Origin of the sequence: Acinetobacter soli, from assembly GCF_000760595.1 — a bacterium.
In the GTDB taxonomy this organism is placed as follows: Bacteria; Pseudomonadota; Gammaproteobacteria; order Pseudomonadales; family Moraxellaceae; genus Acinetobacter; species Acinetobacter soli.
Genome location: NZ_BBNM01000013.1, coordinates 39,641 through 58,316, shown reverse-complemented (window position 1 = coordinate 58,316; position 18,676 = coordinate 39,641). Strand labels below are relative to the sequence as shown.

Annotated in this window: 18 protein-coding genes; 12 read left to right on the top strand and 6 right to left on the bottom strand. The window is 45.8% G+C overall.

The features are described from left to right. Positions 1-3 precede the first annotated feature (3 nt). From Aso01_RS13735 to Aso01_RS16055, 3 genes are all read left to right on the top strand, one after another. Positions 4-1,458: an NAD(P)(+) transhydrogenase (Re/Si-specific) subunit beta gene (locus Aso01_RS13735; protein ID WP_004940546.1), complete on the top strand. Its 1,455-nt coding sequence runs from the start codon at positions 4-6 to the stop codon at positions 1,456-1,458. A gap of 172 nt (positions 1,459-1,630) precedes the next feature. Continuing rightward, the gene (locus Aso01_RS13730; protein WP_004940543.1) at positions 1,631-1,951 is read left to right on the top strand and encodes a hypothetical protein; all 321 of its coding nucleotides are present in this window, start codon (positions 1,631-1,633) and stop codon (positions 1,949-1,951) included. After that, on the top strand, positions 1,952-2,077 hold the full coding sequence (locus tag Aso01_RS16055) for a hypothetical protein (RefSeq protein ID WP_255210189.1): 126 nt from the start codon (positions 1,952-1,954) through the stop codon (positions 2,075-2,077). It abuts the gene before it with no gap. Between the two features lie 2 nt (positions 2,078-2,079). On the opposite strand, the gene rsfS is transcribed toward Aso01_RS16055, so the two are convergent. The 5 genes from rsfS to Aso01_RS13705 form a co-directional block, all read right to left on the bottom strand. Continuing rightward, positions 2,080-2,481 (bottom strand): ribosome silencing factor, encoded by a 402-nt coding sequence (gene rsfS / locus Aso01_RS13725; RefSeq protein WP_004940540.1) that lies wholly within the window; start codon positions 2,479-2,481, stop codon positions 2,080-2,082. 118 nt (positions 2,482-2,599) lie between these two features. Further along, positions 2,600-3,394, bottom strand: coding sequence for a hydroxypyruvate isomerase family protein (locus tag Aso01_RS13720; protein WP_039910133.1), 795 nt, complete (start codon positions 3,392-3,394; stop codon positions 2,600-2,602). An 18-nt stretch (positions 3,395-3,412) separates the two neighbouring features. After that, positions 3,413-4,288 (bottom strand): NAD(P)-dependent oxidoreductase, encoded by an 876-nt coding sequence (locus Aso01_RS13715; protein WP_004940538.1) that lies wholly within the window; start codon positions 4,286-4,288, stop codon positions 3,413-3,415. A 14-nt stretch (positions 4,289-4,302) separates the two neighbouring features. Beyond that, positions 4,303-5,091, bottom strand: coding sequence for a crotonase/enoyl-CoA hydratase family protein (locus Aso01_RS13710; RefSeq protein ID WP_004940535.1), 789 nt, complete (start codon positions 5,089-5,091; stop codon positions 4,303-4,305). 92 nt (positions 5,092-5,183) lie between these two features. Next, positions 5,184-7,982 (bottom strand): GacS-like sensor histidine kinase, encoded by a 2,799-nt coding sequence (locus Aso01_RS13705; protein WP_004940532.1) that lies wholly within the window; start codon positions 7,980-7,982, stop codon positions 5,184-5,186. Between the two features lie 155 nt (positions 7,983-8,137). Here Aso01_RS13705 and cysM point away from each other — a divergent pair, with 155 nt between their 5' ends. The 4 genes from cysM to Aso01_RS13685 are packed head-to-tail and all read left to right on the top strand — an operon-like array spanning position 8,138 to position 13,642. After that, positions 8,138-9,061, top strand: coding sequence for a cysteine synthase CysM (gene cysM, locus Aso01_RS13700; RefSeq protein WP_025096089.1), 924 nt, complete (start codon positions 8,138-8,140; stop codon positions 9,059-9,061). Positions 9,062-9,085: 24 nt separating this feature from the next. After that, entirely contained in the window at positions 9,086-9,916 is an 831-nt protein-coding gene (locus Aso01_RS13695; RefSeq protein WP_004940527.1) for a 3'-5' exonuclease, read from the top strand. Beyond that, positions 9,913-11,304, top strand: coding sequence for a 23S rRNA (uracil(1939)-C(5))-methyltransferase RlmD (gene rlmD / locus Aso01_RS13690; protein WP_004940521.1), 1,392 nt, complete (start codon positions 9,913-9,915; stop codon positions 11,302-11,304). Before Aso01_RS13695 ends, rlmD begins: the two co-directional genes overlap by 4 nt. 31 nt (positions 11,305-11,335) lie before the next feature. After that, the gene (locus Aso01_RS13685) at positions 11,336-13,642 is read left to right on the top strand and encodes a RelA/SpoT family protein (RefSeq protein WP_004940517.1); all 2,307 of its coding nucleotides are present in this window, start codon (positions 11,336-11,338) and stop codon (positions 13,640-13,642) included. Between the two features lie 54 nt (positions 13,643-13,696). Here the strand turns inward: Aso01_RS13685 and Aso01_RS13680 are convergent, their stop codons facing one another. Next, positions 13,697-14,473 carry an SDR family oxidoreductase gene (locus tag Aso01_RS13680; RefSeq protein ID WP_004940515.1) on the bottom strand — a complete coding sequence of 259 codons (777 nt, stop codon included), beginning with the start codon at positions 14,471-14,473 and terminating at the stop codon, positions 13,697-13,699. Between the two features lie 121 nt (positions 14,474-14,594). On the opposite strand from Aso01_RS13680, the gene mazG reads away from it, so the two are divergent. From mazG to panB, 5 genes are all read left to right on the top strand, one after another. Further along, positions 14,595-15,368, top strand: a complete 774-nt coding sequence (mazG, locus tag Aso01_RS13675; protein WP_004940512.1) for a nucleoside triphosphate pyrophosphohydrolase — start codon at positions 14,595-14,597, stop codon at positions 15,366-15,368. Next, entirely contained in the window at positions 15,365-15,751 is a 387-nt protein-coding gene (locus Aso01_RS13670; RefSeq protein WP_004940510.1) for a ComEA family DNA-binding protein, read from the top strand. Before mazG ends, Aso01_RS13670 begins: the two co-directional genes overlap by 4 nt. 125 nt (positions 15,752-15,876) lie before the next feature. Continuing rightward, entirely contained in the window at positions 15,877-17,343 is a 1,467-nt protein-coding gene (gene pcnB, locus Aso01_RS13665; RefSeq protein WP_004940506.1) for a polynucleotide adenylyltransferase PcnB, read from the top strand. Then, a complete protein-coding gene (folK, locus tag Aso01_RS13660) occupies positions 17,340-17,825 on the top strand; it encodes a 2-amino-4-hydroxy-6-hydroxymethyldihydropteridine diphosphokinase (RefSeq protein ID WP_004940504.1) in 486 nt (161 codons plus the stop codon). The genes pcnB and folK overlap by 4 nt, the downstream gene beginning before the upstream one ends. Positions 17,826-17,864: 39 nt before the next feature. Continuing rightward, on the top strand, positions 17,865-18,674 hold the full coding sequence (panB, locus tag Aso01_RS13655) for a 3-methyl-2-oxobutanoate hydroxymethyltransferase (RefSeq protein WP_004940501.1): 810 nt from the start codon (positions 17,865-17,867) through the stop codon (positions 18,672-18,674). Positions 18,675-18,676: the final 2 nt, after the last annotated feature.

Sequence of the window (18,676 nt, the reverse complement as noted above, 5' to 3'; positions counted from 1 at the left end):
AACATGGAATTTATTCGAGCAAACGCAGAGTGGTTCTACCTGATCGGTGCAGTCCTGTTTATTATGACGCTTCGCGGATTGTCTGGACCTAAAACAGCAATTTCGGGTAACCGCTACGGCATGATCGGTATGGCGATTGCGGTATTGACCACGTTCTTCGTGGCTGATCATCCTGTGGTTTGGATGATTGTGGGGGCGATGGTGCTTGGTGCAATTGTGGGGATTGTGCGTGCACGTACGGTACCAATGACACAAATGCCAGAAACGGTTGCACTGATGCACTCCTTGGTGGGTCTGGCAGCGGTACTGATTGCTATTGCGGCAATTTTGCACAACAACCAATTAACAGTTCTGTTTGAACAATACGAAGCAACGTTGACTGATGCGGGCGTTCAGCATGCACACATGAGCCCAGTACATTTGTTTGAGCTGTTTGTGGGTTGCTTTGTCGGCGCAATTACTTTTACTGCATCAGTTTTTGCCTACGGTAAACTGGCTGCAAAGAAATGGGCCAAAACCATTTCTGGCGCTTGGGTAAAGCCTGTGCAGGCCATAATCTTTATTGCAATGCTGGCCTGTGGTTTTTACTTCTTCTCGACAGGTAACATGACAGCGTTCTGGGCAATGACTGCACTGGCACTGGCCTTTGGCTGGGTCTGGATTGCACCAGTTGGCGGTGGTGATATGCCAGTGGTGGTATCACTTCTTAACTCATTTTCTGGATGGGCGGCAGCAGGAATTGGTTTTACCTTAGAAAATAACATGCTGATTGTGGCTGGTTCACTGGTCGGTTCATCGGGTGCGATTCTGTCTTACATTATGTGTAAAGCCATGAACCGAAACATCTTGAATGTTTTATTCGGTGGCGCAATGGGCGGTGCTGCGGTTGCGGGCGCTGCCAAAGGTGAACAGGTGCAGCGTAACCACCGTTCAGGTTCGGCAGACGATGCAGGCTTCTTGATGTCGAATGCAGACAGTGTGGTGATTGTACCGGGCTATGGTATGGCACAAGGTCGTGCACAAAATGCGGTAAAAGAACTTTGCGAATTACTCAAAGAGCAGGGTGTAAAGGTGCGTTTTGCAATTCACCCAGTGGCGGGGCGTATGCCGGGCCATATGAATGTATTGTTAGCAGAAGCAGATGTGGCATACGAAGACATTCTGGAAATGGATGAGATTAACTCTGATTTTCCAGCAACCGACGTCGTGCTTGTGATTGGTGCCAATGACGTCGTCAATCCGGCTGCGAAAGATGATCCAAGCTCTCCAATTTATGGTATGCCGATTTTGGAAGCCCACAAGGCACGAACCATTATGGTGATCAAACGTTCAATGGCAACAGGTTATGCAGGTCTGGATAATGATTTGTTCTATAACGAAAAAACCATGATGATTTTTGGTGATGCCAAGAAAGTGGTGGAAGATATGACCAAAGCCATTAATGGCAATGGTCACTAATCGAATAGATAAAAAAACCACCTAAAGGTGGTTTTTTTAAGCCTCAACCAATATTATTGGTGGAATTAAATTTAAAGACAATGAATAGTTTATGATTGAATAGGCTTTACAGAACAATAAGATCTCCAAATTTATGATGTAAAAAGACTAATTAAAAATAGGAAAAACAACGGTGAACAAAGCTTTATTTTATACGCATCGATGTATGATGGGTTTATATGCCCTGATGTTGGTATTGGCGTGGATTATTTTTATACAACATAGCAAGTCGGACACGATTACTGTTTTAATTTTACTGACTGCCATCTACGGTGGCATGTTCTTTTTGCATCTTAAGGCTTCAAACGAAGTGAAAAACGGCACTGAAGTTGGAAAAACATTATCACAGGGTTTAGGGTGTTTATTGCTCCTTGGATTTCCAATAGGAACTGTAGTGGGAGTTTTTATTTTGATCAATACTCGTAAAAAGAAATGGCAGACAGGTGCACTCTAAGTGTCGAATCATCATGAAAGTGTATGGTTGATTGGGTTAAGTGGCTCTGTGGTCTCTCATGCAAGTATCAATCTAAATCTCAATCATAAAAAAGCGACCATTCAGGTCGCTTTTTTATATGCTTAACTTTAAGCTATTGCTTCTGGTGCATTGCGCCACAAGCTTTCAAGGTCGTAAAATTTACGAGCAGTTGGTAACATCACATGTACCACGACATAACCTAGATCGATTAAGATCCACTCGGCGTCGCGTTCGCCTTCGATTCCGATCGGGCGATAGCCTGCTTTACGTGCTTCGTCTGCAACGTTGTCTGCAAGGGCTTTAACATGACGGGTAGAGGTACCACTGGCAATCACAATGGCGTCTGCAACATTGCTGATGTTACGAACGTCAATTTCTAAAATATCTTTTGCTTTTACATCGGTGAGCGCATCATGTACGACTTTTAGGCAGCCTTGTACATTCTGCGACGTAGAATTCATGGCGAGATCGTGAGAATTAGAAGCGCTGGGCGATGGTTCTAAATTCATAAAGGGTATAGTTTCCTGACAATTACTCATTGTTTAATATAGCGTCTTTACGCCCGAATTTCAATTTTTCCTATCGGTTGAGTTTGAAAAAAATTGTTTAAAAAACTGTCAATTCAAACTAAGTGTTTACATCATCAGAGAAATATTTTGATTTCCAGTCAAAAGAGTCGCTCGATGATGCGCGTGGCCGATATTCTGCGCCAATAAAACCCGAATAATGACTACTTTGTAGCCAAGCAAATATCTGCTCAAAATTGAGCTGACCTGTGTCGGGTTGGTGGCGACCGGGACAATCAGCAAACTGAATATGTCCGATGTCGTGAATGTTTTCTTTGAGTTCTTCTAATACATCTTCGCCCATCATGGCGATATGATAACAATCGTATTGTAGCTTGAGTGCAGGGTGATGAACCGCTTCAAGCATCTCTTGAGCCTGTGCCGTGTTTTGAATTAAGAAGCGTGGCATATCGGTACCGTTGATCATTTCAATCAAGGGTTGAATATGATGAGCGCTTAACAGGTTGCAGGCAAGTTTAAGATTGCTTGCCAAAGTATTCAGGCAAGGCAATAAATCGTAGTCGTGTGGCTGCTTGCCCGCCAAAATATTCACGCGTGGCACATCTAATGCGGTGGCATAATCAATCGCTAACTGCAAAGCCTGCGCAAAAGCCTGCTCTTGGCCGGGTACACCCGTCAGCCCATTTCCGCCTTGCATTAAATCGCCAGCAGGTACATTGATCAGGCATAAATCGAGTTGGTGATCATGCAACTGTGTCTGAATTTGCTCAATAGATAACTCATACGGAAACTGAATTTCGATGTGCTGAAAGCCATGTTGGTGCGCCAGCGCAAAGCGTTCAATTAAAGGTACTTCCGTAAAGATCATGGATAAATTAACAGCCAACTGACTCATCATGAATGTCCTTTTCTGTTAGTGATTTACATCATCTACATGTTTGATCATAGTGGCTAAATCTTGCTGTGCATAGCCATTTTCTTGGTGTGCTTGTAACTGGCTCAAGGCTTGTACCGCAACTGGAATATGCAGGTTACAGCGCTGTGCCAGCAGCACCGCATTGTTTAAGTCTTTGGCAAGGGTTTGGACTTTCCATTGCACCGGCTCAAAAACCTGCTTGGCCATGCGCGGTGTCAAAATCTGAAATGGCTTGGAGTCTGCAAATCCGTTCGCCAGCGCGGGTGCCAGCAAAGTGGTATCTACACCAGCTCGACCAGCCAGTGCTACAGCCTCAGCAATCAGAGCGCTGTTGGCCGCGACAATGAGTTGATTGCAAATTTTGGTTGCTTGCCCAGTTCCGACATCTCCCATACGGGTCACACGTTGTGACAAGATGTTATAAAGTAGATTCAAGTCTTGAATCACAGCAGGATCACCACCGGCAAAGATCACCAAGGTGCCTTGTTCAGCGCCGGCTGTCCCGCCCGAAACAGGTGAGTCAATCCAGATCACTTTATGCTGTGCGGCCTGTTTGGCCAGTTGGTGAGTCGCCTCAACCGACAAGCTTGAAAAATCGACAATTACTTGCTCGGCTTTCAAATACGGCTGTATTTGAGCAAAGACATCATGCATGGCGGCATCGTCAGCAACACAGGTTAAAATGAGGGGGTAATTACCCAGATCTTCAAATTTAAGCAATGCTGCGCCCATATCCAGCAATACATCGCATGCACTTTGAGTTCGATTCCATACCGCGACTTGAAAGCCGGCCTGAATCAGTCGGGTCGCCATTCGGCTACCCATAAGTCCCATGCCTATAAATGCAACGGGCGTGTGAAGATCAAAGCGCATACATCAGTCCTTGTTTATTTATATTGTCGAGGCAGAAATTCCACCTCAGGGTGTTTGTCTTTTTGCCGAGCGAGGCGGCTGTTCTTACCCAATAATAACTTTAATTGCCAAAGTTTCTCTAGCCGTAATGCACGATGAGGTGCATGTTCCATGGCATTTAAAACTGACTTGGCTGCGGCCACGGCATCTGGAGAGCGCTGTAGAAATTCAACAGCTAAATGCTCTGCGGCTTGGTGTGGCTCCTCTGCAAGATGAGTAACCAATCCGACGGTTTTTGCATATTGAGCATCAAAAATACGTGCGCTTAAGGTAAGTTCTTTGGCCAGATCTGGCCCGACCAGCCCTTTTAGTGAGCGTGTAAGCCCCATGTCGGGAACCAGTCCCCAACGGCTTTCCATGATCGAAAGCTGGGTATCTGGATGCGCAATGCGAATATCGGCAGCCAGAGCCAGTTGCATACCAGCACCAAAGCAATAACCTTCGAGTACCGCAATCACTGGAATAGGCAAGCGTTGCCAAATTAAAAAAGCTTTTTGAAACAGACTTTCGCCCGGTTTGATCAGCTCCCACGCGGCATAGGCTCGATTTTTAGGGTTATTTAAATCACTTAAATCAATCCCTGCACTAAAAACCTGCGCTTCACCTTTTAAAATTACACAGCGAATATGACGATCTTTTTCTATGGTTTTGGCCGTCACAATCAGCTCACGTAGCAAAGCAAAGCTCATGGCATTGCGTTTTTCTGGTCGGTTTAAGCGCACCTCTGCAATACCATTTTGTATGCTGAGTTTGATCAGTTCCATGTTTGAGCACTCGTATTCATTTAAATTGTTATTCAGCTCAGCATAGCATGTGCTTCAAAATTAACACGAACACATCAGTCACAGGGCTTGAGCTAATCACGCTCAGACAATATATGCTTGGCCGCACCCTCAACTTCACGAATACTTAAGTTGAGTGCTTCAAACCGTATCTGAGTTTCCTGAATAAACGCAGCATCTGCCTTACGGCGTTCTTTACGTAAAGTCGAGACAAACTGTTCAAATTCGCCGGCTACCTGTTGCAGTTTCGGGGTTCCCACATAGCGCGTCGCACCATATAAACGATGCAAAACATGTTCAAGCTGTGGAAAATCCTCCAGCTCGATGAGTTGCTCCATTTCGTTCAATTCAGTATCAAAACTATCGACCAGCATTTTAAGGAGATCGAAGGCCAAATCTTCTTTATTGGCTGCAAGCTGTAAACTTTGCTGCCAGTCTAAAATAGACGGGTCGAGTGCATCGATCAAAATTTGATGTTCATTTGCTGCGGGGCTATCAAAATCGGCTTTGCTCCACTGATTCAAAATGTGAATGATCTGTTCCATCTGAATCGGTTTGGTCACGTAGTCATCCATGCCGACTTTTAACAGCTTTTGCTTTTCATCAGCCAGTGCATGCGCGGTCAGTGCAATAATCGGTAGGCGCATATTGTTATCTAGTGTCGATTCAAGTGAGCGGATGGCACGCGTGGTATCGATGCCCGACATAACCGGCATTTGAATATCCATAAATACCAAATCAAACGGCTTTTCTTTTTGTTCGATGCGCTGTTCGATAATATTTAAAGCTTCCTGACCGCTAAGTGCTTTGGTGGTGGTGACATTCAGCTCGCTCAGCAACGCCTCAAGCACAATCAGGTTAGGTAGATGATCATCGACCGCCAATACATGCAGGCCCCGGCCATTAAACTGTTCGGGTTGATGCTCAAAAATCGGCTGGTTACTCAGAAGCTGAACCAGTGCGCTTCGACTCAGCGGCTGATATAACGGTCGTGCACGATAGTCATTGAGCATATTTGGCTCAAGTGCCATCTGGTAGCCATACACCGCTAAATTACCGGTATAGCGCTGACGAATCTCTTTGAGCAGCGCTTGGGTATCGCCACTATGATCGACAATGAGCCAAGTATTTTCTTTTGAGCTCAAATGATTCAGACGGCTAAAGAGTTCCAAAATCGAAGTGATTTCGGTGTGATTGACGCGATAGTTTTCGAGATAATGCCGCAAAATATTAGCTGTGGCTGGATGGGCAAGATACGACACCACATGCAGTTGAGGAAATTGCGGGTACTCTGGAATAATATCGTCTTCGGTTTTAAATTGTGCAGTAAACCAGAATGTTGAGCCTTTTTCGGTTGGTGCACGTTCTTGGTTGTCTTCAAAACCAATATGACCGTGCATGAGTTGCACCAGCTGTTTGGAAATGGCAAGTCCAAGTCCTGTACCGCCAAACTGACGTGTTACCGATGCATCGCCTTGTGAGAACGACTCAAACAGTTTCTTGCGGTCGGTACCACTTAAACCAATGCCACTGTCCTGCACACTAAAATGTAGCAAGCACTGACCAATATCATCGTGTTCCATTCGAACCCGAACGATAATTTCACCATCTGGGGTAAATTTGATCGCATTGGAAATCAGATTGGTTAAAATCTGTTTGACGCGTAGCGCATCTCCATTCACGATTTCAGGAATGTTATCGCCATAATAAAAGGCCATATCGATATGCTTTTGTGCCGCCAGCGGCGAGAGCATATCCATCACATCAAAAATAGCTTCTTCTAAATTAAATGCCGCCGTTTCAAGTTCAAGCTTACCGGCATCGATTTTTGAGAAGTCGAGTACATCGTTAATCAGCGCCAGCAAATGTGCAGATGATTTACGAATGGTCTGCAAGTACAAACGTTGCTCATTACTTAAACTTTGCTGACGCAGCAATAAATGGATAAAACCATCGATACTATTGAGTGGAGTACGCAACTCGTGGCTGATATTGGCCAGAAAAACCGATTTGGCCTGATTGGCTGAAATGGCCTGATCACGCGCTTGGCGATAGGTAATATTTTGCACTTCAAGTGTATCGAGTGTGCGACGCAAATCGTCTTCGGTTTGCTCGGTATGTTCTTTTAGCTCTAAGAAACTAAAGTGTAAGCGCTTGACCACATTGGCAATATCACGCTGTAGCAAGCGCAGTTCGCCAGTACTGTTAATGACCATATGCTGATCGAGCGTATCGGCATTGAGGCGTTGCAATTGCATCCGAATCTCGTACATCGGTGCAATCCAGCGCCGTGAGTAAAAGTTCAGACACAGCAGCAATAATAATAAGGTGATCAAGGCCGTGACAATCAATACGGTGAAAACCCGATAATGAGCAATCTGTAGCGGTTGATTGTCCATTTCCACCACCAGCCACATCGGTCGATTATTGCTGGATTGGATGCGCTGGCCATAAATATTGTTGTGGTTATGGCTGATGGGGCCAAAAAAGATCATATCTGGAATTTTGGGCCAAAAGCGCGTATCGCGATAGCCGATGCTTAACGAGACTTGGCCTTTTTGATCGATAATCGCGGCACGTTTCAGGTAGCGTTCGTTGTACATGCTTTGCATGATCCGAAGCGCCTGATCGTACTGATCGGGACGTAATTCTACCAGTCTGAGTAAATTGCTGGCGGTATGTTCATAGCGTGTTAATAAGGCAGCGGCAGTATGACGCTGCTGAGATTGGGCTGCTGCACCAGTTTCATTGAGGACCAATACGGTTCCCACCGCGGCCAACACTAAAATTGGAACAAAAATCAACGCGATTAATTGACCATAGGCATGGTTTAACTGTAAGCGTTTGGATAACTTTTTATTAAAATTTGACATAGCCCGATCAGATCTATCCCGATGAGCGGCATATTAGCATGCTTTGGGTCAAACTGATGGTGCTTTAATCATCCCCAAGAAAAAGCTGAGTGAAAGGAGTGCAGCCGAGGTGTTTTTTTCATACAATAGGCGTCACCTTGATTTGGGTGTTAAGCATGAACACAGCAGAACCTGATTTTTTAGCCGATGAGTTTTTGTTAGACCATTATGTTGGAAAGACGCCGTTGGTGCGTTTACAGCGTGTTGGCGCACAGACACAAGCGACCATTTTGGCAAAACTAGAAGGGAATAACCCGGCTGGTTCGGTAAAAGACCGCCCTGCATATAACATGATTATGCAAGCTGAAAAACGCGGTGACATCAAACCGGGCGATACCTTAATTGAAGCCACCAGTGGCAATACAGGCATCGCACTGGCGATGGTCGCCGCTATGCGTGGCTATAAAATGAAGCTGATCATGCCCAACAATATGAGCCAAGAGCGCAAAGATGCAATGCTGGCTTATGGCGCTGAGCTGATTGAAGTGACCCAGCAACAGGGCATGGAAGGCGCACGAGATATGGCGCTTCGTTTGCAGGCAGAGGGCAAGGGTGTGGTCTTGAACCAGTTTGGAAATCCAGACAATGTTCAGGCACATTATCTGACCACCGGCCCAGAAATCTGGTCGCAAACGGGGGGCAAAATCACGCATTTTGTCAGCTCTATGGGAACCACAGGCACCATTATGGGCGTGTCGAAATATCTAAAAGAACAAAATCCTGAGATTCAGATTGTGGGTTTACAGCCATCTGAGGGCTCAAGTATTGCGGGTATTCGTCGCTGGCCACAAGAATATTTACCGACGATTTTTGAGCCGTCACGTGTCGATCGTATTATTGATATTCCACAAATCGAAGCAGAAAAAACCATGCGCCGTTTAGCGCGTGAAGAAGGAATTTCGGCGGGTACATCTTCGGGTGGTGCGGTTTGGGCATCTCTTAAAATTGCTCAAGAGCAGCCAGATGCCGTGATTGTCTGCATTATTTGCGACCGTGGTGATCGTTATCTGTCGACCGGACTATTTTCGGTGAAAGACTGATTTTACTCGATTTGTGAGAATAAAATGCGTTTTCCCACGTTGGTTTTCGACATTGAAACCTTGACCGATTTAAAGGCCGGAGCGCATTTGTATCATCTGGATTTACCACAAGATGATCTAGAGCAGGCCTTAACTAAATTGCGTCGTCAAGAATCTGGAACAGATTTTCAGCGTCTAGCACTACATGAAATTGTCTGTATTTCTGGTCTATGGATCGATGAACAAGGCTTGCGCTTGTTTTCGTTTAGTCAAGAACACTGGAGTGAAGCCGAGTTACTGGCCAAGTTTCTGTCTATTTTTGACAAGCGCCACCCGACCTTGGTGAGCTGGAATGGTTCACAATTTGACTTGCCGGTAATTTTGTTTCGCGCCATGTATCATGGACTTTCTGCACCGAGTTTGTTTGATCAGGGTGAGTTAGACCAACAAAAGCGCTATAATAACTATCAGAACCGTTATCACCATCGTCATGTGGATTTAATGGATGTGATGGCCATGTTTAATGGTCGTAATTTTCAGAAACTTGATGATGTCGCCTGCGTGCTGGGCTTACCCGGCAAGCGCGGTGAAAATGGCTATCATGTGCCTGCTTATGTTCAGCAGGCCGAGTGGCTGAAGCTGAGCAGTTATTGCGAAGGTGATGTGCTCAATACATGGCTGATTTATTTGCGCTGGTTATTGCTTAAAGGGCAGTTGCAGCGTGAAGAACATCAAGGCTGGATTCAGGCTACAATTGGATATTTGCAGCAGCAACCCCAACAGGCTGACTTTTTAGCGGTTTGGCAACGCACTGCGGCACATACCACCTTTACTTCACACGATTTTCCTGAACAGCAGGAAGAAGGTCTCTTTTGAAAAAGCAAGCGCCATCTCGTTCTCCATCTGTCACGCGCTATACGTTTCAGGTTGAATCATTTTCACATGAAGGACGAGGGATTGCACATTTCGGTCAGTCTAATGACCACCCGCTAGACAAGCACGGTAAGAAAGCATTTATCCGTTATGCACTTCCGGGCGAAACCGTTTTGGCTAAAATTACCCACGCCACCAAGCGCTTTGAAGAAGGTGAAGTGCTGGAAATCTTAGAGGGCAAATCACCGCTTCGCGTCGATCCGATTTGTCCTCATTATGGCGTATGCGGTGGTTGCAGCATGCAGCATATTACCGCTTCAGAGCAGATCAAGATCAAACAAAATGTTTTAAAGTCGCATTTACAGCACTTTGCAGGACTCGATGTACAAGAATGGCTCGCGCCCATTCGTTCAGATCGTGACGACTATCGCCGTCGTGCTCGGATAGGCGTACGCTACATCGCCGCCAAAGATCAGTTGGTGATGGGGTTTCGTGAGCATGCCAGTAATCGTTTAACCCCGATTCAGCAGTGCCCAGTGCTCGATCAAGCCTTATCTTCAGCTTTGCCAGATCTGAATCAGTTGATCCAATCTTTGTCGGCCAAAGCTGAAATTGGACATCTGGAACTGGCCATGGGCGATCAGGATATTGCACTCGTGGTACGTCACTTAGGCGCGCTTGGTAAAGCAGACCGCCAAGCATTGCTTGCATTTTGCCAGCAAAAAAATTGGCAACTTTATGTTCATGCGGGTCGCAGTGAACAGCTTAAGCGCTTGGACGAGCCTCAAGCCGCGATGCGTTTGAGTTATGCCTTACCCGAATTCAATCTGAATTTTAACTTCGCGCCGTCTGATTTTACTCAGGTGAATGCTGGGGTGAATCGCCAAATGATTGCCTTGGCATGTAACTTGCTAGATCTGAAAAAAGGTGAACGGGTGCTGGATTTATTTTGTGGTTTAGGCAATTTTTCTTTGCCTATGGCGCAATGTGTTGGGCAGACCGGGCATGTGGTTGGCGTGGAAGGCAGTGACAAAATGGTTCAGCGTGCCCATGAAAATGCGGCACTCAATAAGATACAACAGGTTGAATTTTTTTCACAAGATTTAACAAAAGACTTCTCGCATCATTCTTGGGCGAATCAAGGATTTGATGCATTATTGATTGATCCTCCTCGTTCGGGTGCACTGGAAATTATGCAGTATATTTCGAACTTTGAGGCCAAAAGAATCGTTTATGTATCATGTAATCCAGCAACACTGGCAAGGGATGCAGGTGTGCTGGTACAAAAAGGTTACCAGTTGAAGAAAGTAGGCGTCATGGACATGTTTACACATACAGAACATGTTGAGTCGATTGCTTTATTTGAGAAAATTCAAGAGATAAACGATTAAAAAATGAGTTATAACACCATAGGAGATTGGTATGGTCACAGTACGTGAGCAGTTGCCTGAGCGACTTTCAGAGTTAGCTGAGGAAACGACTGTAGAACATGCCGAAAAAACCCAGCTCGACTTGGCCGCTTGGGTGAAGCGAGTGGGGGATATTTTAGACGGGGCTGAGCTAAAACAACTTGAAAAAGTCGCTCAACTCACCTTAAAGAGTGAGCTTGAAAGCACTGTCAATCATCCATCCAATACCTTTACTACGGGTATTGGAATGGCCGATATTTTGGCGCACTTGCATGTCGATGAAGACACCTTATCCGCTGCTGTACTGTATCGAAGTGTTCGTGAGGGCGTGATTCCGCTTAATATTGTTCAAGAAAAATTCGGAGAGCATGTCCATAGCTTGGTCAAAGGTACTTTGGCTATGGGTAAGCTTTCTGAAATGATTGAAAAGAACAAACGTCTGGAAGATCATTTTAATAATAATCAACGTGAGCATCTGTCTGGCATATATAAAATGCTGATCGCCGTGACAGAAGATATTCGTGTGGTACTGATTAAGCTGGCAGAACGAACCTTTGCCTTACGTGAACTGGCTAAATCCTCACGTGAGCGTCAAGAACGTGTTGCTCGTGAGATTCTCACTATTTACGCACCTTTGGCCCATCGTTTAGGGATTGCCCAGTTAAAATGGGAACTCGAAGATCTGGCCTTTCGCTACTTGGCACCAGAGCGTTATAAAGAAATTGCTTCGTTATTAAACGAAAAACGCCTCGAGCGCGAACAGTATATTCAGTTTGTGATCTCGAAGCTCAAAGGTGAATTAGGTGAATACGGCATTGAGGCCGAAATCACGGGTCGGGTCAAACACATTTATTCGATTTATCGAAAAATGAAGAGCAAGAACCTCAGTTTTGATCAGCTTTATGATATTCGCGCACTTCGCGTATTGGTCAAAAATGTGCCTGAGTGCTATCACTCGCTTGGCATTGTGCATCAAATTTGGCGGCATATTCCGCATCAGTTTGATGACTATATTACCAATCCGAAAGCCAATGGTTATCGCTCTTTGCATACGGCAGTGATTGCAGAAAACAAATCGCTGGAAGTGCAAATTCGAACCCATGAAATGCACCAAGAAGCCGAACTCGGCGTGTGCTCGCACTTTAACTATAAAGAAGGCGCGAAAAACACCGATCACTCATTTAATCATCGTTTACATTCATTGCGTTCGGTGCTTGAGCATTATCAAGAACGTAACGATTCGACGGTACATAAAAACGATGATGACACGGAAAATTTTGAAGAAATCCAGAATTTTGAAGATTTTGAAAAAATTTATGTGTTTAGTCGTGATGGCGATATCAGAGAGTTGCCACGCGGTTCGACTGTTCTCGATTTTGCCTACCATGTGCACACCGAAGTTGGGAATAAATGCTACGCTGCGCGTGTCAACCAGCGTTATGTTCCGCTGACTTATACCCTGAAAACGGGTGAACAGGTCGAAATTCTGACCAAAAAAGACCGTGAGCCGAACCGTGACTGGTTGGTGAATTCTTTAGGTTATATTCGTACCTCACGTGCCAGAGACAAATTACGCCACTGGTTCCGTCAGCAAGATCGCAGTAAAAACTTGGAGATTGGCAAGGACATTCTGAATAAGGAACTGTCTCGTCTGGCCATTCATCCAAAAAGTATCGATCTGAATGATTACTCGTCGCACTTTAATGTGAAGTCCGGCGATGACATTATGATTGCCTTGGTCAGTGGTGATATCAGCCTACATGCACTGATCAATCAGATTAATCGTCAGATGCATCTGGATCAAGACGAACCTGAGCTGGTGCTCAAACCGACCTTGAATCCGCGTGCCAGCCATACCTTATCGGCGCATGGTATCTTGATCGATGGTCTGGATAACGTCGAGCTGCATATTGCCCAGTGCTGCCAGCCCGTACATGGTGAGTCGATAGGTGGATATATCACTTTAAATCGCGGTGTGAGTATTCACAAGATCGGCTGTCCAGATTATCAGCGTATGATTAAACTGGAGCCTGAGCGCGCCGTCGAGGCGGATTGGGAAATGCAGCCAACACGAGGCCAAAGCGTACAGATTGTGATTGATGCTTATGATCGTCGTGGTTTACTCAAAGACCTCACGCAAGTGATTTTTTCTGATCAAATCAATATCCGTCAGGTCAATACCATTTCAGAGGCTGATGGTATTGCCAATATGAAACTGTTGATTGAAGTGAAAGGGCTGGCTCAACTGTCACGTTTGTTGGCACGTTTGGAGCAGCAACCGGGTATCATTAGCGCACGCCGTCTGATACAAGGCAACTAAGTCAAAATCATAAAAAAGGGCTGCATTGGCAGGCCTTTTTTATATCTATTTTATTTAGTCGCGTCGAGAGAGCCAGAGGTTGCTCAAGCGATTCAGCACCTGCGGACTAAGTTTAGATAGCTGAAACATGATCTTGGCCTTAAAACCCACTGGGGTATGGGTTGGGCATAAACCGCGATCTGTGGCTTGGGCCAAGCGAAAGACCTCGCATGCAACATCCTGAGCGCTCAATTGCACACCCATGTGCTCAATACTGGCTGCATTCATCTGCTCGACCATGGCGGTTTGAACAAAAAGCGGCATGACATCCAGTACGCGTATTTTGTATTTTGACCACTCGACATCGAGTGCTTCGGTTAGTCCGCGCACGGCAAACTTACTGGCTGAATACGATGCCAGATCAGCCTGCCCATAAATTGCCGAGGCGGAAGAGAGATTAATCACACGCGCATGGTGTGCTTTTTGAAGATAGGGCAATGCAGCATGACAGCCATTGAGCACACCGCCGACATTGATTTGATGTGTACGCTGATGATGGGCGATCGGGGTATCTTCAAATGGCCCCGAATACAAAACACCTGCATTGTTGACCAGAATATTCAGTGCTCCAGCCCAAGTTTCAAAATTTGCCAGTGCAACTTGCCAAGCTGAGTAATCACAAACGTCCAGATATCCTGCAAACGCGCGCTCACCAAGCTCACGCTGTAAAGCCTTGACCTGTTCAACTTGCACATCAAACAATCCGACATAATAGCCGTGTTGATAAAAAATCCGAGCAATTTCGGCGCCAATCCCTTGCCCTGCACCTGTAATAAAAACAGTTTTGTTCATCATTGCACTCATTATTTTAAGATGAATCGATTGTGATCTTACGCCGAGTTTTGGCATCATGGCAAGGGTGATAATCTCGTGCCTGCTGGCGCTGCCTTACAAGTTTTTAAAGGAACGAAACATGGATCAATTACTACAGATTATGCGTACCTTACGTGAAAATTGTCCGTGGGATCGTGAGCAAACCCCTCAGCGCCTCACTCGCTATGCCATTGAAGAAGCATATGAAGTTGAAGCTGCCGTGCAGAGTGGAGATATCAAAGAGATTCGTGAGGAACTGGGAGATTTGCTTTTACAGGTCGTGTTTCAGTCACAGATGTATCAAGAGCAAGGCGCATTTGATTTTTACGATGTGGTGCAAACCCTGACAGAAAAACTGATTCGTCGCCATCCGCATGTGTTTGATGCGGCATCATTCAATGCGCTTACGCCTGAAGAGGTGAGCCATTTATGGCAGCAGATCAAACACAAAGAAAAGCAAGGAAAACCACGATCCAGACTAGATGAGACCAAACCAGGGCCTGCACTCAATCAATCACAGGCGATTCAAAAAACGGCCGCCCAGCTTGGATTTGATTTTGAAACGCCTCAAGATGCGTTTGAAAAACTCAAAGAAGAACTGAATGAGTTTGAGCAGGCCATGCAGGAGCAGTCACCCGATCACATTTTTGAAGAATTTGGTGATTGTTTATTTTCTTTGGTGAATGTTGGACGTAAACTAGGCCTCTCCAGTGAAGCTGCATTGCTGGCCACGATTCACAAATTTAGACAGCGCTTTGCTTATATAGAAGCGCAAGCACAGCATCAAGATAAAGTGCTTGAAGACATGACGCTCCAAGAGATGGATCAGTTGTGGAATCAGGCCAAAGAATATTTAAAAACGGTTCATACATGATGATTCGAATTTTTTATGGCGCCTTGTGCGCGCTACTGACCAGTTTACTATTCAGTTCAAGTTTGTATGCTCAGGCGTTTGACCAGCAATACCAAGCGTGGAAAAGCCAGCAACAGGCACACGACGCACGACTACAGTCATCTCACTCCAATCATTATTTAGCCAAACCTTCCTTACAGGCAAACACAGGCCCTAAAGTGAATATCAATACTGCGACAGCCAAAGACTTGCAGCAGTTACATGGGGTAGGAGAGAAAAAGGCACTCTCAATTGTAGAGTATCGCCAGCAATACGGACGCTTTAACTCAGTAGATGATTTACAGAAAGTGAAAGGCATTGGGCCTAAATTCATTGAAAAAAATCGTCATCGCTTGGCCATTTAAACTGTGTTGAGCAATCAAGATGAACCTGTTAAAGCAGTGAGAGAATCAAATTGCCCTTTACTCAGGTTAGAGATATGATTAGCAACATCTTATTATTAACGTCCTGACGTAGGAGACAGCGTCTTTTGCAAACTTTGCGCGCGTCAAAATGTGGGCTATCAACCACACAGTTACCTGCTTCAATTTTAGATGTGATCGATAGTCTCACCAAAGCAGGCTATGAAGCATACATTGTGGGTGGGGGAGTTCGAGATTTAATGCTCGGGCTTAATCCAAAGGATTTCGATGCTGTAACCAATGCAACACCTTCACAGGTCAAAGAGGTTTTTGGGCGTCGATGCCGTATTATTGGTCGTCGTTTTGAGTTGGCACATGTCTATTCTGGGCGTGAGCTGATTGAGGTTGCGACCTTTCGAGCACCACCTAAAAAAGCGGTGACCAGTGCTTCGGGCATGATTTTACGTGATAACAACTGGGGAACCATCGAGCAAGACTTTGCCCGACGCGATTTCTCTATCAATACGCTGTACTATCAGCCACGTAAAGGGATTGTGCTGGATTTTTGTGATGCTGTTGCCGATATCAAAAGTAAAACATTGCGTCTGCTAGGTGATCCTACACAGCGTTTTGAAGAAGATCCGGTGCGCATGCTCCGAACATTGCGCTTTGCTGCAAAACTCGACTTTACGATCGACCCAGAGATTCTCAAAATTTTTGATGTCGAGATGACTCAATTGCTGCGCGATGTATCACCACATCGACTTTATGATGAATCACAAAAGCTCTTTACTATGGGGCATCTGGCACGCGTGTTGCCGATGCTGATTGAGTTTGATATCTGGCGTCAATTGTTTGCCGATGTTAAACCCGATATCACCCCGTTCATTGAGCGTGCTGCGCGTAATACCGATCAGCGTATCCAGATTGGAAAAACCATTAATCCAGCGTTTTTCTATGCTGTACTGTTGTGGCGTTCATTTTCAGATCGCTGCGAGTTTTATTTGCAAAAAGGTGTAGTGCCTGCCGAAGCGCGAGCGCAGGCTGGTCTGGATGTGTTAAAACGCCAAGCGACCCGTACTGTGATTCCACGTTTTGCCGAAACCTTTATTCGCGAAGTGTGGGAGATGCAAACCCGACTGCTCAATCCAAAACCACAGCAAATTGAAGCTTTAGCCGGGCATGCACGTTTTCGAGCAGGCTTTGACTTTCTACTACTGCGCGAAAAATCAGGCGATTCAACCACCGAAGGTATGGGCGAGTGGTGGGATCAGTACCAGTTGCTTAATGCAGATGGCAAAGAAGCCATGATCGCGAAGTACAATCGTCAGCGTGCTAAATCGCGCCGTAAGCAACAGCTTGATCCAGTCGATACACGTGAAAGTTTAGACATCGAGCCATTGGTTGATGTGCCTGAACCACGTAATCGTCGTGACCGACGTGCACAAAGCAAGCCTGAATCACGTGAGCCACGTCATCAGGGGGCTACGCAGTCGCGTGCAACTGAGAGTGGGGTATCTGCCGATCATCCTATTCTTAAGCGCAAGCGCGTTCAGCGTGATCTACAGCACGTGGTTTTCGGGCCAACACAATGAGTTACACCACATATATTGGGATGGGCAGTAATCTGGGTGAGTCACGTGAGATTCTGCGCAGTGCTGTAGAGCAGCTGAAACAGCTTGGACAGGTTCGAGTTTCACGGTTGTATGAAAGCCCACCCATGGGGCCGCAAGATCAACCGCACTATTTAAATGCAGTGGCACAGCTTGAAACAACACTTAGTCCACTTGAACTACTCGATCATTTACAGCAGTTTGAACAGGATGCAGGACGTGTGCGTTTGCGCCGCTGGGGTGAGCGCACCTTAGATCTGGATTTGCTGTTGTATGCTGATCAAGAGATTCAGCATGAGCGGCTTACGGTCCCACACGTCGGGCTTTTGGAGCGCGATTTTGTGGTGGTGCCCTTATTGGATCTGAATAAGAACCTTGTCGTAAAAGGTCAACATTTAAATGAGTTAAAGCTGGCACAGGCACCGTCGCTGACAGTTTTGGCAGCGAGTGACTGGGCTGAATAAGCGCGTTTCTATGTGGAAACGTCGATAGAGGACATCGTAATGATTAGTCTAAGTGACTTAAAAAAATTTAAATCGCAGGGGCGTAAGTTTTCGTGCCTGACTTGCTACGATGCAAGCATGGCCAAAGCCATGGAAATCGCTCAAGTCGATTCGATTTTGATTGGTGACTCTTTGGGTATGGCCATTCAGGGGCATGACTCGACACTACCTGTTACAGTCGAAGATATGGCCTATCACACTGCGGCAGTTCGTCGTGGTAATCAGCATGCCTTTATCATGACAGACTTGCCATTTATGAGTTATGCCACCTTACAAGATGCCCTGAAAAGTGCCAAACAGGTCATGCAGGCAGGCGCCCAAATGATCAAGATTGAAGGCGGAGCATGGCTGAGTGAATCGGTTCGTGTTTTGACACAAAACGGTATTCCTGTATGTGTACACTTAGGCCTTACACCACAATCGGTCCATGTTTTTGGTGGCTATAAGCTGCAAGCGAAAACACGCGATGCCGCAGATCGTCTGATTGCAGACTGTCAGGCTGTGGTTGATGCGGGTGCTGCGATCTTATTGCTCGAATGCGTGCCAGCACAGCTAGGCGAAGAAATTGCACAACTCTTTCCTGAAGTGCCCGTGATTGGCATTGGTGCAGGCAATCAGACCGATGGTCAGGTGCTGGTGGTGCAAGATATGCTTGGACTTACCTTTGGTAAACTGGCACGTTTTGTCCGTAATTTTATGAAAGAACAATCCGGCGAGACGGCAATTGTGGATGCCATGAAAGCTTATCACGCTGCAGTTCAAGACCAGAGTTTTCCTGCACCCGAACATACTTTTCAGGTAGAGCTGTAATT

Excerpts from the sequence above, each read along its gene's own strand:
- Aso01_RS13705 (WP_004940532.1), bottom strand. The coding sequence starts at position 7,982 with ATGTCAAATTTTAATAAAAAGTTATCCAAACGCTTACAGTTAAACCAT.
- rsfS (WP_004940540.1), bottom strand. The coding sequence starts at position 2,481 with ATGAATTTAGAACCATCGCCCAGCGCTTCTAATTCTCACGATCTCGCC.
- folK (WP_004940504.1), top strand. The coding sequence starts at position 17,340 with ATGAGTTACACCACATATATTGGGATGGGCAGTAATCTGGGTGAGTCA.
- Aso01_RS13735 (WP_004940546.1), top strand. The coding sequence starts at position 4 with ATGGAATTTATTCGAGCAAACGCAGAGTGGTTCTACCTGATCGGTGCA.
- Aso01_RS13670 (WP_004940510.1), top strand. The coding sequence starts at position 15,365 with ATGATGATTCGAATTTTTTATGGCGCCTTGTGCGCGCTACTGACCAGT.
- Aso01_RS13695 (WP_004940527.1), top strand. The coding sequence starts at position 9,086 with ATGCGTTTTCCCACGTTGGTTTTCGACATTGAAACCTTGACCGATTTA.
- mazG (WP_004940512.1), top strand. The coding sequence starts at position 14,595 with ATGGATCAATTACTACAGATTATGCGTACCTTACGTGAAAATTGTCCG.
- Aso01_RS13680 (WP_004940515.1), bottom strand. The coding sequence starts at position 14,473 with ATGAACAAAACTGTTTTTATTACAGGTGCAGGGCAAGGGATTGGCGCC.
- cysM (WP_025096089.1), top strand. The coding sequence starts at position 8,138 with ATGAACACAGCAGAACCTGATTTTTTAGCCGATGAGTTTTTGTTAGAC.
- Aso01_RS13710 (WP_004940535.1), bottom strand. The coding sequence starts at position 5,091 with ATGGAACTGATCAAACTCAGCATACAAAATGGTATTGCAGAGGTGCGC.
- panB (WP_004940501.1), top strand. The coding sequence starts at position 17,865 with ATGATTAGTCTAAGTGACTTAAAAAAATTTAAATCGCAGGGGCGTAAG.
- Aso01_RS13685 (WP_004940517.1), top strand. The coding sequence starts at position 11,336 with ATGGTCACAGTACGTGAGCAGTTGCCTGAGCGACTTTCAGAGTTAGCT.
- Aso01_RS13720 (WP_039910133.1), bottom strand. The coding sequence starts at position 3,394 with ATGAGTCAGTTGGCTGTTAATTTATCCATGATCTTTACGGAAGTACCT.
- Aso01_RS13715 (WP_004940538.1), bottom strand. The coding sequence starts at position 4,288 with ATGCGCTTTGATCTTCACACGCCCGTTGCATTTATAGGCATGGGACTT.